The 17,175-nt window shown below is 46.5% G+C and carries 17 protein-coding genes; 7 read left to right on the top strand and 10 right to left on the bottom strand.

The window, feature by feature from the left end; translation table 11 throughout:
* The first annotated feature begins 41 nt into the window (after positions 1–41).
* Complete coding sequence (locus tag KNP88_RS08650) at positions 42–827, top strand: alpha/beta hydrolase family protein (protein ID WP_088838193.1); 786 nt, start codon at positions 42–44, stop codon at positions 825–827.
* A 17-nt stretch (positions 828–844) separates the two neighbouring features.
* On the opposite strand, the gene KNP88_RS08645 is transcribed toward KNP88_RS08650, so the two are convergent.
* From KNP88_RS08645 to KNP88_RS08635, 3 genes are read right to left on the bottom strand one after another with little or no spacing between them, the layout of a single operon-like run.
* Positions 845–1,417, bottom strand: a complete 573-nt coding sequence (locus KNP88_RS08645; RefSeq protein ID WP_214893298.1) for a ferric reductase-like transmembrane domain-containing protein — start codon at positions 1,415–1,417, stop codon at positions 845–847.
* Positions 1,405–2,295: an FAD:protein FMN transferase gene (locus KNP88_RS08640; RefSeq protein ID WP_214893296.1), complete on the bottom strand. Its 891-nt coding sequence runs from the start codon at positions 2,293–2,295 to the stop codon at positions 1,405–1,407. The genes KNP88_RS08645 and KNP88_RS08640 overlap by 13 nt, the downstream gene beginning before the upstream one ends.
* Positions 2,296–2,306: 11 nt before the next feature.
* Positions 2,307–2,612 carry a hypothetical protein gene (locus tag KNP88_RS08635; RefSeq protein ID WP_214770178.1) on the bottom strand — a complete coding sequence of 102 codons (306 nt, stop codon included), beginning with the start codon at positions 2,610–2,612 and terminating at the stop codon, positions 2,307–2,309.
* A gap of 113 nt (positions 2,613–2,725) precedes the next feature.
* Between KNP88_RS08635 and KNP88_RS08630 the strand changes: the two genes are divergently transcribed.
* The 3 genes from KNP88_RS08630 to KNP88_RS08620 all read left to right on the top strand — a co-directional run bounded on the left by KNP88_RS08630 (position 2,726) and on the right by KNP88_RS08620 (position 5,050).
* On the top strand, positions 2,726–3,403 hold the full coding sequence (locus KNP88_RS08630) for a response regulator transcription factor (protein WP_088838197.1): 678 nt from the start codon (positions 2,726–2,728) through the stop codon (positions 3,401–3,403).
* Entirely contained in the window at positions 3,396–4,562 is a 1,167-nt protein-coding gene (locus KNP88_RS08625) for a sensor histidine kinase (RefSeq protein WP_214766346.1), read from the top strand. The genes KNP88_RS08630 and KNP88_RS08625 overlap by 8 nt, the downstream gene beginning before the upstream one ends.
* Positions 4,563–4,642: 80 nt before the next feature.
* Positions 4,643–5,050 carry a DUF2231 domain-containing protein gene (locus KNP88_RS08620; protein WP_214893294.1) on the top strand — a complete coding sequence of 136 codons (408 nt, stop codon included), beginning with the start codon at positions 4,643–4,645 and terminating at the stop codon, positions 5,048–5,050.
* Positions 5,051–5,134: 84 nt separating this feature from the next.
* Here KNP88_RS08620 and KNP88_RS08615 read toward each other — a convergent pair whose 3' ends face one another.
* The 5 genes from KNP88_RS08615 to KNP88_RS08595 all read right to left on the bottom strand — a co-directional run bounded on the left by KNP88_RS08615 (position 5,135) and on the right by KNP88_RS08595 (position 10,775).
* Positions 5,135–6,370 (bottom strand): DEAD/DEAH box helicase, encoded by a 1,236-nt coding sequence (locus KNP88_RS08615; RefSeq protein WP_088838200.1) that lies wholly within the window; start codon positions 6,368–6,370, stop codon positions 5,135–5,137.
* A gap of 102 nt (positions 6,371–6,472) precedes the next feature.
* Positions 6,473–6,772, bottom strand: a complete 300-nt coding sequence (locus KNP88_RS08610; protein WP_088838201.1) for a DUF3817 domain-containing protein — start codon at positions 6,770–6,772, stop codon at positions 6,473–6,475.
* Between the two features lie 76 nt (positions 6,773–6,848).
* On the bottom strand, positions 6,849–7,814 hold the full coding sequence (locus tag KNP88_RS08605; RefSeq protein WP_214893292.1) for a ring-cleaving dioxygenase: 966 nt from the start codon (positions 7,812–7,814) through the stop codon (positions 6,849–6,851).
* A 121-nt stretch (positions 7,815–7,935) separates the two neighbouring features.
* Positions 7,936–8,136: a cold-shock protein gene (locus tag KNP88_RS08600; protein WP_012371797.1), complete on the bottom strand. Its 201-nt coding sequence runs from the start codon at positions 8,134–8,136 to the stop codon at positions 7,936–7,938.
* 260 nt (positions 8,137–8,396) lie between these two features.
* On the bottom strand, positions 8,397–10,775 hold the full coding sequence (locus KNP88_RS08595) for an immune inhibitor A domain-containing protein (RefSeq protein WP_214893290.1): 2,379 nt from the start codon (positions 10,773–10,775) through the stop codon (positions 8,397–8,399).
* 245 nt (positions 10,776–11,020) lie between these two features.
* Between KNP88_RS08595 and KNP88_RS08590 the strand changes: the two genes are divergently transcribed.
* The 3 genes from KNP88_RS08590 to KNP88_RS08580 all read left to right on the top strand — a co-directional run bounded on the left by KNP88_RS08590 (position 11,021) and on the right by KNP88_RS08580 (position 14,921).
* Positions 11,021–12,514, top strand: coding sequence for an HD-GYP domain-containing protein (locus KNP88_RS08590; protein ID WP_214893288.1), 1,494 nt, complete (start codon positions 11,021–11,023; stop codon positions 12,512–12,514).
* A 22-nt stretch (positions 12,515–12,536) separates the two neighbouring features.
* A complete protein-coding gene (locus KNP88_RS08585; protein WP_088838205.1) occupies positions 12,537–12,971 on the top strand; it encodes a GyrI-like domain-containing protein in 435 nt (144 codons plus the stop codon).
* Positions 12,972–13,385: 414 nt separating this feature from the next.
* Positions 13,386–14,921 carry a M4 family metallopeptidase gene (locus KNP88_RS08580; RefSeq protein WP_088838206.1) on the top strand — a complete coding sequence of 512 codons (1,536 nt, stop codon included), beginning with the start codon at positions 13,386–13,388 and terminating at the stop codon, positions 14,919–14,921.
* Positions 14,922–15,173: 252 nt separating this feature from the next.
* Here KNP88_RS08580 and KNP88_RS08575 read toward each other — a convergent pair whose 3' ends face one another.
* Together KNP88_RS08575 and KNP88_RS08570 are read right to left on the bottom strand one after the other, a co-directional pair.
* The gene (locus KNP88_RS08575; RefSeq protein WP_214766340.1) at positions 15,174–16,037 is read right to left on the bottom strand and encodes a hypothetical protein; all 864 of its coding nucleotides are present in this window, start codon (positions 16,035–16,037) and stop codon (positions 15,174–15,176) included.
* 69 nt (positions 16,038–16,106) lie between these two features.
* A complete protein-coding gene (locus KNP88_RS08570; protein ID WP_159173224.1) occupies positions 16,107–17,090 on the bottom strand; it encodes a YhdH/YhfP family quinone oxidoreductase in 984 nt (327 codons plus the stop codon).
* Positions 17,091–17,175: the final 85 nt, after the last annotated feature.

The following is a 17,175-nucleotide window of genomic DNA, read 5'->3' as shown; positions in this document are numbered from 1 at the left end:
ACACTATGAAACATACGAAACTTTTTAAAGGAGCGAATGAGATGGAAACAATCACGAACAAAGCTAGTCTTTCTTTAATTGCCATACCGAGCGGAGGGAACGAAGCGCTATTTTGTCGTCTATATTCTCCGGCAAGTACAGGTCCCGCTCCGTTAATCGTCCTCTTCCACGGGTTTCCCGGGAAACAATTGAACATGGACTGGGCGGTCCGTCTCCAAGAAATCGGCTACCATGTCCTCGTGACCTCTTACCGCGGCAGCATCGGCAGCCCGGGTGCGTTCCGTTTTCGTCATGTCCTGGAAGATGCGACAGCGATCATGGAGCACGTCGCTTCTCCGACCTTTACAGAACAGCATGATGTGCTCGGCGACCAAATTACGATTGTCGGTCACAGCATGGGTGGATTTGCTGGTCTACACGCGTTTGCTGCTGTTCCGCACATCAAACACTACATCGGAATTTCTCCGTTCAACTTCGGTCTAATCGGTCAACTGATCCTCGACTACCCGGAACACGAGGACGCCTTACGCGGTGTTCTCAGCCGCGGTGCGTCTTTCCTTACAGCGACTGACGGTGACACGTTACTCGAGGAGTTAAAAGCTAACCATGCGAGTTGGAACCTTCTTGCGCTCAAGGAAGAACTAAAGAACCGCTCGGCATTGCTCGTCACATCTGAACGGGATGAAACATCTGTCAAAGCGCTCCACCACGACCTCCTTCAAAACGCCGGTTATTTCGAAGAACTGGTCGTCGACAGTGATCACAACTACATCGAAAATCGGGAAGACGCTTTTGTCGCGTGGACGAAGTGGCTCGAGCAACAATGAATAAAACCGGAATCCTCTTAAGACGTCGAGGATTCCGGTTTTATTTGAACTTTTGTTTTAGGACGCAGACGCATCCGGTAAAGAATCAGTACGATGAATGTCAGTGTCGAAGTCGCGTACCAGATTGTCGTAAACAACGTTCCCGTATCTGTCCCGATGAAGAGACCATGGAGCGTCATCAACCCCCAAGCCGGTAAGACAAGCCAGTGCGTTAATTTCCATAAGGTTTTTCCGAGCGTCTCTTTTAGGAAGTCCGACGTGATCAGGACAAAACCGAAGAGATAAAGACTGATTGTTCCAAAGGCATTCCACAGTGGTTCGTAAGAAGCGTTGCCCGGTATCAAAATCTCGAGGATGGATAGCGGTGCATACGTATCCACGATAATCAACGTCGCGTGGAGGACAATCGCGAGCAGTCCGGCCCATCCGCCATAGAGGTGGATGTTATGAAGTCGTGCTTTTTGTTTTCGGAGATTCAGAAACGAGCCTAGTAATCCAGCTAATACGGATAATGTCATCAAAAAGTGACCCGCTAGCCCACTGAGACGAATCATCGTCCAGGTCGAAAACATCCATTTCAACCAGTCCATAGTGCACACTCCCCTTTCTTCTCGGATAGGATTTCACCTGACGCGTCGAGTAACAATAATCGTCCATTCGGAAACCATTTGAATAACTTCTCTTGCCGTTCCTGTTCTGTCATCTGAAAAGCAAGTTTCGTCATTACTTCTGCTTCATACAGCTGTGGAGCAGAAGCCGTCACTTGAATGAGCGGTGTCTCAATCGGTCGCCCCGTTTTACCGTCAAGTAAGTGATGATTCATCCGTTCGCCGACATGCCAGGAGCGATAAATTCGATTCGAGGTTGCGATTGCCCCTTGTCGAAGGCTGATTTCCGCGATTTCTTCGTCTGTATGCGGATGTGTAATGCCAATCTTCCATGGTGTTTCGTCCGACCAGACGACGACATCACCGCCAGCTTCAATCAATCCGCGTCGTCGTTCTTTCCGAAGCCGTTGCGCCACCATCATTGCTGCTGCACCTTTCCCGATTCCACCTAAGTCAATTGCTCCTCCACCGACACGTGTCACTTCAAGTCCTTCGAGAATGAAGGGTGTAATCTCTGGGGGAACAACCCGCTCCGACTCAGTCGCATAGTGAAACGGAAAGGAATCCCGGTATCCGTTCGCCTGTTGTTGTTCAAGAAGAAACGGAGAAAAATAGTGCTCCGTCTGTTCAAAATAACGAATCGAACGCTTTAGTAACCGAGCGAGTGGTAACGAAATCGATAAGGTTTCACCGATTCGAAGGCGATTCAACCGATTCACTTCACTCGCTTCAGCAAACCGTGACCACTCTCGATCAACGTAGCTGAAAAATCGTTCAATCTCCTGCCATTCTTCTTCAGGAATCTGATTTTCCGTCACGAATCGAATCGTATTATGCATCGAATAGAGTTGTCGTTCCATCACTTGACCTCCTATTTCGAGTGACTCGAGCGTCCGTCGCTATTTCCGCTCGGCTGGCTGAATCCGGAAGAATCCTCTCCTGACCATCCCTCATCATCATCATAATATCCGCCATCATCGTCTGACTCCTCGTCACCATAAGAATCCCCTTGCGTCGGTTGACTCGGGAAATTCGTTTCATTCGAATACGTATCCCCTGTACTGACCGGTGTTGTCGATTGTCCATCTGAGCTGACACTTAATTGACCAATCGCTAGACCGATAAACACCGTACTACTTAAACCGACCATCCATTTTGCAAACGGCTTTGGTTTCATCTTCCTTCATCCTCTCTCGTTTGTTGTTATCTTTACTGTAGCGCTAAAAACTGATAACTAGCTGACGGCAACTATGGGATAATAAGAAAAAATGAACGCGGGGGGGAAAATTCATGCGTGTATTGATTGCAGAAGACGATCAGCGGCTCGCAAAAATGCTTCGACTCCATCTCGAACGTGCCGGCTACCAAGTCGATGTCGCACACGATGGTGTCGATGCACTCAATCAATGCCAGACATTTCGTTACGATTTGCTTGTTCTTGATTGGATGATGCCTCATAAAAGTGGGGTTGAGGTCGCAGCTGAACTTAGAAAAAATCGTTTTGAAGGTGGTATTTTAATGTTGACGGCACGTGATACAGAAATCGACCTCGTCCATGGTCTCGATAGTGGTGCCGACGACTATCTCGTCAAACCGTTTCAATCGAATGAATTGCTTGCCCGTCTCCGCGCATTAAGTCGTCGACAAAAAAAGGCCTTCGTCGATACGGTATCTTTTCAAGGACTTGAACTCGATGTTTCATCGCAAATGATTTCCTATAATCATCATCCACTTGAATTGACACGTCGTGAATTTGAATTTCTATCACTCTTATTACGTCGACCGGAACAAGTGATGGGTCGCGAACTGATCATCGAAGTCGTCTGGGGAATTGGTGCCGACGTTACGGACAACGCTCTCGATGCCTTGGTCCGTCTCGTCCGCAAAAAATTAGAGGCGGTTGGCGCTCCACCACTCATCAAGACCGTCCGCGGTTTCGGGTATCGTCTTGGTGACCACCATGCTTGAAGTGATCCGAAAACGGCTGACCCTTTTATTCAGTGGGACCTTCTTACTGTTATTAATCCTCATACTCGTTGGCGTCTATTTTACGACGGCACGGTTACTCGACCAGACAGAGCTCAATCAATTAAAAAACATCTCGAACCGTGACGTCTTCGAACGAATCGAACATGGTGAAGATCGCTTGACACCTAATCCGATTTATTTTCAAGTGCTGGACGAAACGGGTGAAGAACAGTATTCGAGTCTTCCGGATGATTTAACGGAAGAGACCGTTCAGCGTTTCGTATCCTCTGCTCAAGAAACTGAAAAAGTGACTGTCGAGGATCACCATTTTTTATTGTACAAACGCGACACGAACGAAGGCTCCATCGTTCTTTTAAAAGAAACGTCCGCTACACGCGATACACTCCAACGTTTAATCGCTGTCTTATCTGGAATCGCCGTCTTATCGACGTTGATTTTGATGGGACTCAGTTATGTTCTCGCCGGTCGAGCCGTCCAGCCCGTCCAACAAGCTTTCGACCGGCAACGTCGCTTCACGTCGGACGCCTCCCATGAACTACGCACACCGCTGACGATTTTATATAGCGGAATCGAATTGCTTGAAGCTGAACCGCTCAGTCGTGAGGGACAGACGATTCTCGACGATTTGAAAGCCGAGACGACTTCGATGCAATTACTCGTCGCGGACTTGCTGTTGCTTGCCCGCGGGGGTCAATCCATGACCCTGCAATCCGTTGATTTCAGTACGCTCGTCTCAAAGACCGCTGAACGGTTCGCCCATACATTATCCAACCGGACACTGCGAATCGAGATTGAACCGAACCTCTTAATTAAAGGGGACGCTAACCAATTGACGCGCTTATTAATGGTCTTTCTAGAAAATGCTTCCGTCTACAGTGACGGACCAATCAAGGTCCGCTTGTCAAAAGCCCCTGGCGAAGTTCAGCTGACAATCGCTGATGAGGGAATCGGTATCCCGAAAAGTGATCAGGCAAAAATCTTCGAACGCTTCTATCGCGGGGACCACGCTCGCCACGGAACAGGGACCGGTCTCGGCCTCGCAATCGCTAGCTCGATTGCTGATGCCCATAACGCGAGCATCGAGGTCGACTCCAGTCCAAATGAAGGAACACGGTTTACGATTCATTTCCCTCATTAAGTAAAGCCGTCAGCTAACTATCAGGTAGCAGGGGTAAAGTAATGAATAGTCATACACTCATTACTTAAGGAGGATTTATCATGCTATTCGGTGTTCCGCTCCACCCCTTACTCGTCCATGCTCCAATCGGTCTGTTACTGTTCGCTACACTACTACTATTCTTTAGTTTAAAATGGGTTCAATTGAAATTGTTTGCTCTAATTACCCTATTCACCGGTCTCCTCGCAGGGGTCGCTGCGTATCTATCCGGAGATGAGACAAAAGACTATGCCCGTTCGACGTTCAATGCGACACGGGCTGCGATTGAAGATCATGAACACTTTGCGCTTTACAGTCTGATTGCTTTCGGTATTTCCTTTGTATTGTTGATTTTCAATTATCGATCAAATAAAAAAATGCTTCTTATCTTCAGTCTAATCGTCGCTGTGATTGGTAGTGGATTACTTGCTTATGCCGGTCATCTCGGCGGACAGATAGTCTATAAATAACACAGACCAGTAAAGCGTCTCTTCAACGATAAAAAATCCCGTTTCCGATGAATGGAAACGGGATTTTTCTGTAGATTGATTTGCTTACTTCCGGTGTGTCCGTCCTGGGCGACGATTATTCGACCGGCGTGTATTGCCACGGCCTTCCGTTGTCGGCTTTTTCGTGCCTTTACTCTGGTCATGCTGTGCCCGAATCATTTCATCTGACAATTCGACGACGATTGGTGTAACTTCGACCCCAAGTTCGCGTTCCATGTCACGGAAACTCCGACCGTCTTTCGGTGTGACGATTGAAATCGCGACGCCGTCGTTCCCGGCACGTCCCGTCCGCCCAATCCGGTGGACATAGCTTTCTGCATCGTCCGGCAAGTCATAGTTGAAGACGTGTGTGACACCTGTGACATCCAGTCCGCGTGACGCAACATCGGTCGCAATCAAGAATGGTGTTTTCCCTTGATAGAACTTCGACATCGCCTTTTCACGTTTTCCTTGCGTCAATCCACCGTGTAACTCGTCCGTCGGATAACCTTGCATTTGCAATTCTTCGTTTAATTTCGTTACGCGACGTTGCGTCCGACAGAAAATGATTGCGGCATACGGGCGCATTTCGTCGAGCATCGTCCGAAGTGTCGCTTGCTTACGACGATCCGTCGTTTCGACGACGAATTGTTCAATCGCATCGACCGTTACTTTTTCAGCTTCGACTTGAATTTCAATCGGGTCACGAAGGTACGTTTTCGCGAGTTGCTCGACTTTTGGTGGCATCGTCGCAGATAACATGACGAATTGACGATCGACCGGTGCTGCTGCGATGATATCTTCGATTTCCGGTAAGAAACCAATTTGAAGCATCTGATCGGCTTCATCTAAGACGAGTGTCTTCAGCGCGCTCAAATCGAGTGTTCCCCGTCCGACATGGTCTAAAATTCGTCCAGGTGTCCCGATGATGATTTGCGGCATCCGTCCGAGACGTTGGATTTGTTTAAAGACATCTTGTCCGCCGTATACAGCAAGTGCCCGAATGTCTTCCATATTCCGAATCAACTTATGTGTTTCGTCGGCAATCTGACGCGCAAGTTCACGTGTCGGTGCGACGATCAATGCTTGAACCGTTTTACTCTCTAAATCGATTTGCTCGAGAATCGGTAACAAGAAGGCAAGTGTCTTCCCTGTACCTGTTTGTGCTTTTCCTATTAAATCACGTCCCGCAAGCAAATGCGGAATAGCTTGTTCTTGAATCGGTGTCGGTTGTTTGATGCCTTGTTTTTGTAGTTTTTTTATCCACAGTTCTTGAATGTTTAATGTTTCGAATGTTGACATAGTATCCTCCTAAAAATTATCCACAGAAAAAAGCTGTGGATAACCTGCTTCGCATAGACAAAAACAGTTATCCACAGCCGTGCTTTTACTAGTATACACAATTTACGCGTTTGTTGCTTCCTGTTTTAGCTTTCGATCGAGTACAAACGTACCAAACGGAATGAAGGATGCGATAAAGGCGATACCTGCTTTGACAAACGACCAGCGGTATTTAAATTTAACGACGACAAGCCATAACGCATACATGACAAACAACACACCGTGCATGGCTCCAACGACCGAGACTGCCTCAGGAATTCCTGCCATATATTTTAACGGCATCGCAATCAGCAACAATACTAAAAATGAAATTCCTTCTACAATCGCAATTAACCGAAATTGACCTAACGTAGTTCTTAACATCCCGTCACTCCTTTTCGTGATTCCTTCTTTTAGTATACGGGACGTCGACGTATCTGTGACCCGTGTCACAGGATTGTCAGATTTCGAGTGGACGAAGACGTGCTTCAATCTGCTCACGTTGTGGTTCTAAAAATGGTGGTAGTGCGAGTGTCTCGCCTAACTCCTCAATCGATTCATCTGTCGCAAATCCCGGTGTATCCGTCGAAAGCTCGAATAAAATATGATTCGGTTCCCGAAAATACAAGGCTTGGAAGTAATGGCGATCAACTTTTCCGGAGTTCGGAAGACGGTAGTGGTTTAAACGCTCGACCCATAGATCATATTCCGCACTGTTCGGTACGCGGAACGCGACATGGTGGACACCGCCGCGACCAAGACGTTCTCGATCGAGATCCGGTCGCGCTTCGAGGTGGACTTCGGCTCCGATTCCTCCTTGACCCGTTGCATACACTTCAATATCCGCAAACTCACCCGCAAGCGACGGATAACTGCCGATTTTTTTAAAACCGAGGACTTCCGTCAAAACGAGCGCTGTTGGTCCCGGGTCGTTAACGGTCAATGTCACGGCACCTAAGCCGACGATTGCATGTTCTGCTGGAATCTCGTCGTGTTTCCACGGCACGCCACCCGGGACGCCTAGTTCCCCATCTTCTGCGACGAGAATCAGACGTGTTCCTTCTTGATCACGAAAGGCAAGCGTTTGTCGCCCTGCCCGTTCGATGATTGAATCATGATCAATCTCTTTTTGCTCAAATCGCTGTTCCCAAAACTTGAGCGATGCTGTTGTTTTCACACGCAGGGATGTCGAAGAGATGCTCGAGGCTCCCGGTACACCTGTCCCAAGATGCGGAATGTCGAAGAACGTCAGATCAGTCCCCGGATTTCCTTCCGCGTCCCCATAAAATAAATGATACGACGTCGTGTCGTCTTGGTTCACTGTTTTCTTAATTAAGCGCATTCCAAGGACTTGCGTGTAAAATTGATAGTTCCGTTCCGCCATCCCGGTCAAAATTGAAACATGATGAATACCGAGTAATTCCATCTTTGCCACTCCCTTTTGAATTTGATTATATGCAAAGCATAGCGCACAGATATCTTAAATTCAAGATATTAAGACAATAAAAAAACCGCTCTTCTGAAGAAGAGCGATTGAATAGTTGAAATTAAAGTTTTACGACGTTAGCAGCTTGTGCTCCACGTGCGCCTTCAGTGATTTCGAATTCAACTTCTTGACCTTCGTCAAGTGATTTGAAACCTTCACCAGTGATTGCTGAGAAATGTACGAATACGTCTTCTCCGCCTTCAACTTCGATGAAACCGAAACCTTTTTCTGCGTTAAACCATTTTACTTTACCTGTGTTCATGGGAACAACCTCCAAAAATAAATTACTTAATACATATGACGATGCATATGAAAGAAATTCATTATTGTCCCGAAATACATGGAGCGACGAAAAGATTGTTCGTGACGCAATGTGAATCAGTAGTGACAATAACAATATTAAGCTAACGTCAGTATAGTATGGATGCGCTTTAAAAGTCAAGTTGTCTGACCAATATTTTTTCCAATTGATTCCACTTTTCAAAAGAAAAACAGACCTGGTTTCCCAGATCTGTTTTGTTCTTAACGGTGGATCCAGACAGCTCCAGCAGAGTTATCTTTCGCTTCACCGATGACTTGAATTTTAAGACCATTGTTCGGAAGAAGTTTCCCTGCATCCGGAATCAATTGGTTGATATACGATTTAGAATCATCGAATTTCGTTACACCTGAGAGACCTTTGTAGTCGTAAAGACCACGTGTTGGTGAATCGATCAACCAAGAAGGTGCTTTATCGTAGCTGAATGCAGCATCCGCAACTTGGTAACGTGTGCTACCTGATACGACTGGCTTGCCTTTAAGCGTACCAACGATTGCCTCAGGGTGTGAATCGACGACACCGAGGAATCCTTCACCCGGGTGAACACCGACCCAGTTATCTGTGAAGCTAGAATCTGCGTACCAAACGACGAGACCTGTGTTGTATTTCACACCACGCGCATGCTCAAGTGCTTTATCTGAGCCTGCGTAGTTACGCCATTCGAGGTAGTACGCATTGTCTGCATAGCTGAAGCCGTCAGACGCGATGAAACCGTCGAGTTTAAACTTCGGTGTACCTTCTGCATCATCTTCGAAGACGACTTTACCGTCGACTGTCAATTTCGCGTTATCAAGTGCGAAACCGTCGAGTGCAAGACCAGCATCAGCTGTGTAATCAAATTTAAGTGTTACTTTTTTGCCTGCAAATTCGCTGAGGTCGTATGATTTATCGACCCATGCACCTTTTGAAGACTCAGCACGTTGATCACCATCAGTATCTTCGTCACCGATGACGTCGATGACTTTTTCTACTCCACCAGCTGTTGCCGTAACTGTCAAGAAGTCATAATCGAACTCGACATCAAAGTACGCTTTGTAATCAAATTTAGCAGCTTTAGCAGCTGTCAAATCGAATTCTGGTGACGTCATTGACGTATGAAGATCGTTTCCTTTTGTGCTGTAGTAGTATTTTTTACCGAACGCCGGTGAAATTCCTTTGACCGGTTTTTTCGGTAAGTCTACTTTGATGATTCCTGGGTTTTTCGATTTTGTAACACTTTGATCGATATAAGAAGCAGTTCCTGCTTTTGATAACGAATCAAAATCGATTGTCTCGATATTCGCCCAGTTTCCACCCATCACGTTTTGGAAGAATTCTTTATTTTGTGGTGAGAAACTTGTTGGTTCTGTTCCGGCAACTTTCCCGTTCCAGCTACCGCCACTCATGATTGACCATGATGCGACCGGCTCGCCTTGACCTGTGTACTGTGTGTCGTACTCATCTGGAAGACCTAAGTCATGACCGAATTCGTGTGCGAAAACACCGACCGCGCCGTCTTCAGGTTGAACCGTGTAATCGTAGGCAGCCATTTTACCGCCCCAATAGTTTACTTTCGCTACCGAGTCAGCAACAGGATATACGTTGCCGAGTGTCCAACGGTGTGACCAGATTGCGTCATCTCCGAGCGTTCCGCCCCCAGCTTCTTGTCCTGTTCCTGCATGGATGATCATCAAGTGATCGACGAGGCCGTCCGGCTCGTTCAAGTCGCCGTCTCCATCCATATCGTATTGGTCGAATTGATCGTACTCTGCTAAGTTGATGCCTGATTTTACTGCAGCATTCAACGAATCTTTGACGAGACCACGTGGACCCTTAGCGCCTGGAAGGTTATCGTTTCCGCCCGCTGGATTATCCGAACCGTAGTCTTTGGCTGTACCTGGAACTGTTAACCAGTTCGAGACCTTACCATCAACCGTGTAGCTTCCGCCCGACTGTTCTTCATAATACTGTTTAAACGTCTTGACCTTGTCTCCGTTAAAGAGTTCGAACTCTTTATTACCAAACATTAAATCTTGATAATGCTTTTGGTTGAAGTCATTCGAATACATGTATCCATCTTCTTGCACAACATTGTTATGCTTAAAGTCACTGTACTCAACGAGTAAAACAAGGACTTTATCTGTCCGTGTATCACCGTTGTATTTTGCTTGTTTAGCTTTGTCGACTTTGACAAACCCATCTTTTTTACCTTTTTTATAATTATTGTGCTTCTTGTTCAACTGTTTTGCGAGTTGATCTTTTTGTTTCGTCAAAAAGTCTTTTGTTTTTTGATCGAATTCTTTCGCTTTTTCTGACTCATGTTCAGCTGCTGGTTTACCATTCGACTTTTTATCCAAATACTTTTGGACAGCCTTTTGTTTCTCAGCTGCAGATGATGCTTTTGAGACGACCCCACGATCCTGCAATACTTTTAAGAGACGTTCCTGATCAACTGTGTTCAAGTCCATCGGCGCTCCTACTGCTGCTTTTTCAGCAGCATCAACAGATTTTACCTTCCCACCAGGTAAAACCGGACTAACTGCGAATGCAGCTGCCGTGATTCCAGATAAAACGGCTAAGCTAAGCTGTTTCTTTTTCCCCACGTGAACTTACCCCCTATGTAGTAGTGAAAAGCACACTTTTAATATACTTTTCTGAATATTCAAATCATATGTTATTTTAGTTCGTTAATCAATTAGTTTTTGTATAATTAGGACTTTATAACTATACCTATTTTTGGAATTTAGTTTAATATTCTTACATCGTGCCGATATTAATAAGATAGACCATTATATAGTACTAGAAAAATTCTTTGCTGCACGCTTTGATTAAGAAGAGGAGGAATTCCATGCAACCTTTAAAACGTTTTGAGCGACAAGTCTTAACGAACTATTTAATCGGCTCATTCGTTGCCGTTTTCGGTGTCGGCAGTTTGTTCATCTTCGAAACACTGACCTTCAGTCCACAAGAGCGGATGCTCTTGCTTGGTATCATGGCAGGATCTGTCACCCTGATGTTCAGCTTGGAATATACAATCTATCGCCGACACGTTCGGTCCCTTTATATAGTATTTCAATCAAAACAGCCCACTGCTGACGAATTGACAATTGCTTTTCAGACGACGCATCGCTTCCCGGTTTTGACGATGCAACGTATTCTCGGTCCACACTTTCTCGGATTATCACTTCCTTCTTCTACCTTGACAGCTTTCGCCATATACCGTGGTTGGCTCGACATGCCCTACTATTTGATTGGTCTCGCTTGTTTCGGGGCGATTCTCGTCGCGATTCTTCATGCTCTGATTGAATTTTTCCTCACTTACCGGGTCACGGAACCGATGTTGCTCGAGTTGACGAAACGATCTCAGGCGGCAGGTTACGGCGACATCGTCTTAAAGAAACAACATATGGTCAGCTTGCGCCAAAAAATGTTGATTAGTACACTCGTCATCGGTGTATTTCCAATCTTACTGTTCGTCCTCGCTTCTGCCGTTCAGTTAACGGAAAACGAAAGTCTTCAGTCTTATTGGAGTTGGGCAACGTTAATTTTGATTGTCATCCTCTGCCTTGCGACATTTTGCAGTCTTCTACTATATGAAAACATCAAAAAACCGATTCTTGCTTTGCAAGAAGGAGTTGCTCAAATCGAGTCGGGTCAATTGAATACGATTTCCAATCCCTACTCCGATGAATTCGCACACTTGATTGGCGGATTTAATTTGATGGTTGAAGGAATCGAAGGACGCGATTTAGAAAATGAACGCCTTTTAAATAGTTTATTTACGTTGTTTGCCGCGACTTTAGATGCTCGCGATCCTTATACGGCAGGGCATTCTTTACGGGTAGCGGAATATTCCGTTGAAATCGCCCGTGCCGCTGACTTACCTGATGAACAAATCGAGTTATTACGAAAGTCTGCTCTTCTTCACGATATCGGTAAAATCGGTATCCGAGATGCCGTTCTTTTGAAGGAAGGACGGTTAACGGAAGAAGAATTCGATGAAATCAAACGCCATCCGGTAATCGGTGTCCATATTTTATCGCAAGTTGATTTACCAGAGACGTTACAACCGATTCTTCCTGGGGTAAAGTACCATCACGAGCGTTATGATGGCAAAGGCTATCCGGAAGGCTTGACCGGCGACGCGATTCCGCTTTTCGGACGAATCATGGCAATTGCCGACGCCTATGATGCCATGACTTCCGATCGCCCCTATCGAAAGGGGATGCCCGCTGAACGAGCATTGTCGATTCTTGAAGAAGGAAGCGGCACGCAGTGGGACGCAACTTTTACTAAACTTTTCTTAGACTTAAAACGACGGAACTTGACTACTGCTTCTTGATTTCTGACGAAAGGAGTCTCAAATGCATCCTAAAATTGTTGAACGTCACGAGCTTTATGTAATCGGACTCAGCATGACGTGCGAAGAAAATGAACTCCATACATTGATGCCTGAACTATGGCGTGAATTTTCACGTCGGGCGCATGAAATTCCGGCAGTCGTACCGGACAGTTTTCCGTTAGATGTTTCGCTTGCCCATCGCGGAACGACCTATACGCAATGCGTCGGCTTACCTGTCTCTTCACTCGAACGGGTTCCTAAGGGAATGAAAGGATACCATCTTCCTCCCGCTCGCTATGTCTTTTGGAGACATGAAGGACCAGACATCGAGATTTGGAAGTCGTTTGAAAAGATTCAACGTTTTGCACACAAACAAGGGATTGAACTTGATCCGCTTGATTTTAAAATCGATGAGACACGCGAAGGCACGCATCACTTATATCAACGAATTCTCTAAGGACTACTCAAATGAGTAGTCTTTTCCGCGTGTAGACAAACTCTAGCGTGAACTTACGATATCGAGACGGATTGTGCTCTAAACCGTCTGCATGCCCGACTTTTCCCTCCTGGTATTACCTACAAAGCGTCACGTTTCGTTGACTGCTACGGGAAAAGACGCTTCATCTACCGATAGTTCGTTGTCTACAGTTTGAGGACTACTCACAGAATTTAAGGCCAGAAAGCCCGTTGCTTCAGGGATGGGAGTGCTAGAAGAGTATTTCTTCACTCGATTTGTCTCAATGACTAAATTGTTCAGTACGGGTACTAAATACCTATTTTCAGAAAATTCTATTTAATCCGAATGCCTTATTCTCGTTCTCTATTTTGTTTGGCATAGTTAGACTCAACCCAAACAAGGAGGCGATTTATTTTGAAAAAGTTTCTCGCTACATCGCTTGTCGCAAGTGTACTTGTCGTTCCTACAGTCGTAGGCGCAGAAGGTCTTCAATCTGGTAAGTTGACGAAAGCATCGTCCGAGCCAGCTGCATCAATCGTTAAAGAGTATGTCGAAGGTAAAGGTGACTTCTCTGTACAAGATGTTCAAAAAGATGGATCATCTCACATCGTACGTCTCCAACAAGAAGTGGATGGCGTCCCGGTCTTCGGTAGTGTCGTCGTCGGTAACGTTGCGAAAGACGGTACTTTAAAAGCAATCGTCAATGATGCAGTCAAGGTCAAAGGGAAACCAGGTCTTGATAAGAAAATTGCAATCTCTGAAAAGAAAGCTTTAAAGTTGTATAAAAAATCAATCAAAGCAACAGAATTCGAAGTGGCTCCAACGAGTGAACTCGTTGTCTATCCAGTCAAAGACGATGCTGTCTATGCTTATAAAATCACATCGACTGTCTTAGCCGGCGACGAGCCGTCACGCTGGACATACTTCATCGATGCAAACTCTGGTAAGGTCATCAACAAATATGACCAACTGGCACATGCGAAACCAGTTACGACAATCACCGGAACAACGACAGTCGGTTCAGGTACGACGGTTCTTGGAACAAGTGCTACATTCAACACAACGAAAAATGGTTCTTACTACTACCTTCAAGATTCAACACGCGGTAAAGGCATCTCGACGTACGATGCAAAAAACCGGACATCACTTCCAGGATCACTTTGGGCGGATGCCGACAACGTTCTCAATGCTACTTATGACCGTGCCGCTGTCAGCGCACAAGTCAATGCAGTGAAAACATATGACTTCTACAAAAACACATATGGCCGCAACAGTTACGATAATGCGGGTGCAGCACTCAATTCAACGGTTCACTATTCTTCACGCTACAACAATGCGTTCTGGGATGGATCAAAAATGGTCTACGGTGACGGAGACGGTTCGACATTCACATACCTTTCTGGCGCACTTGATGTAGTCGCTCACGAATTGACGCACGCTGTCACGGAATACACAGCAGGACTCGTTTACCAAAACGAATCGGGTGCGATCAATGAGGCTGTTTCGGATATCATGGGAACAGTTGCAGAGTACTCAGTCGGATCAAACTTCGACTGGCTCGTCGGTGAAGACATCTACACACCAGGTGTAAGTGGCGATGCTCTTCGTTCAATGTCTAACCCTGCCGCTTACGGTGATCCAGACCACTACTCAAAACGTTACACAGGTACGGCTGATAACGGTGGTGTCCACACGAACTCTGGTATCGTCAACAAAGCCGCTTACCTCTTAGGTAACGGTGGTACACATTACGGTGTCACTGTACCAGGCGTCGGCGTACCGAAACTTGGTGCCATCTACTACCGTGCCCTTAACGTCTACTTGACTCCGACTTCGAACTTCAGCTACCTCCGCGCAGCAGTCGTTCAATCGGCAAAAGACCTTTACGGTTCTTCAAGTGCTGAAGCAGCCGCTGCAGCAAAATCATTTGATGCAGTTGGCGTCTACTAAGAAAACCTCCTCCCAAGGATTTTCTCTTTCCTCTCGAGTCGATGACTCGGGAGGTTTTTTATTGTGGATCCAACGCAAAAAAGCACGTTCACTTGACGGAATGAACGTGCTTCAGACTTTAGATAAAATGAAAGATAGGACTGTGCATCTTTGTGAGATGACGATCCTGTCTTTTTTGCCGTTGCGTTCAAATCCAACTCGCCATGTCCGGCTTTTGACTAGAGAACCTGACTAGCTTCAGTCTCAATCGATTCATTTCCCAAGATCACGTGCGAGACGCAAGCGCGTCGAACCGTTATCCGGGAATGCCTTGAGCTGTAATTTCTCACCCTCGTACCATGTGCCGTAATCCGTCTTTACGACCGGATCACCAAGTGCTGTTAAACCTGACGCTGAGACATTCATCCAGTCAATTGCTTCGACTACTCCATCTGATACGACGAGCAAGTACCCGGCGTTCGAGAAATGGTACGTATTGACGGCATCTTTTTGTGTGTTGCCGAGCTTGCCATACTTCGCCTCAAACGTTTCAAGCGGTTTCCCGAGGTATTGTTCCGGCTTGTCAATCGGCTGATTCGCGACGACTTGTCCGAGTGTCGAAAGGAGTTTCTCATCCTTTAAACCAGCCGGTGCCTCCATCTGAACGTCCGCTTCCGGAATGTACCCTTCGACTGCATCACTCAACTTCAAGTGAACCATCCCATCCTTCGCGTCGAGTACTTCATAGACATCCCCTAAGTCCGCCTTATAGATGACACTGGTCCGATTTGCATCTTGATAGACATCCGCAAACGGTCGTTTGATCCATGCTGCTGAACTAATCTCAGGTGCTGCTTCTTTTTTCGATTTCTTCGACTCTTTTTTCTTCGCTTGATCGGCCGAATCTTTTTCTTTATCCTTTGACGTTTCTTTGGCCGAAGCATCTGTTTTCGGTGTTTCGACCGTCGACGTCGCTTGCGAAGGATCGTTATGCGCGACCATATAGCCCCATCCGCCGACGATCAAAGCCGTCGCCAATAGACCACCGAACGCAATGCCACGCCGGTTGCGCTTTTGTTTCCGACGCATGTGACGCGATTGCCGTGCCTGATCGTGCTCTTGTTCCTGTTGACTCATATTTGGTTCCTCCTGAATTGACCGAGTGATGTTTCATTCACTATACCATCTAATCCAGAACCAAATTGTTTAAATTTCGATGACAGTTCTGCCTTGATGTGTCCCTTCAAGCAACGACTTGACGACTGCCGGAACATCACTCAACGCTTTCATTTGGACCATCTCGGCAATCGATAAATGCCAGTCGTTCGCGAGATGATTCCATAAACGCTCACGCTCTGTGATTGGTAACTGAACAGCATCGATTCCAATCAAACGAACACCACGTAAGATGAACGGATAGACGGTCATCGTCAGTTCAGCACCACCGACGTTACCACACGTCGTGACGAGACCCCCATATTGCACGTAACGGATGACTGAAGCAAGTAGCGGACCACCGACCGTGTCGATAATACCGGCATACAGTCCTTTTTTCAAAGGTCGCGTTGTTTCTTCCAGAAGTGACTGGCGTGAGATGACTTCTGCGACACCTGCTTGCTTCAAGCGATCATGCTCGGCTTCTTTCCCGGTCACGGCATGGACTGTAAACCCGAGTTTCACGAGGAGCGCGACCGCGACACTGCCGACGCCGCCCGTCGCTCCCGTCACGAGGACCGGACCATCTTGCGGTGCGACACGTTGAACGAGTTCATCAATCGACTGGGCAGCTGTCAGACCAGCTGTTCCGTAACTCATCGCTTCAAGCGTCGTGATGCCGTTCGGTAGCGGCGTAATCCAGTCCGCCGGCACGCGGATATACTCCTGGAAACCACCCGATGTATTCATTCCGAAATCAAAGCCGTTGACGACGACCGCTTGTCCTTCGCTGAAGCGTTCATCAGATGATGTTACGACATGACCTGCCGCGTCGACGCCTGGTGTATGTGGGTAATTTTTCGTCACCCCTCGATTTCCTGTGACCGATAACGCATCTTTATAGTTGATGCACGAATAGGCGACACGAATCAACACATCACCTGCTGGTAAGTCGTCGACTTGTTTTTGTTCGAGTGCCCCGACGAATTGTCCTTCTTCCTCACGTACGACGAATGCTTTAAATGAATTTTTCATATCAATTCCTCCTTCAAGATTTACTATTCCCCTAGCCTATACCCGAACTAAAGTAGTGGTCTACCTTTTTTTAAGGAATAACAAG

The organism is Exiguobacterium sp. H66 (assembly GCF_018618705.1).
GTDB classification, from domain to species: Bacteria; Bacillota; Bacilli; order Exiguobacteriales; family Exiguobacteriaceae; genus Exiguobacterium_A; species Exiguobacterium_A oxidotolerans.
This window is presented reverse-complemented; position numbering and strand designations above follow the sequence as displayed.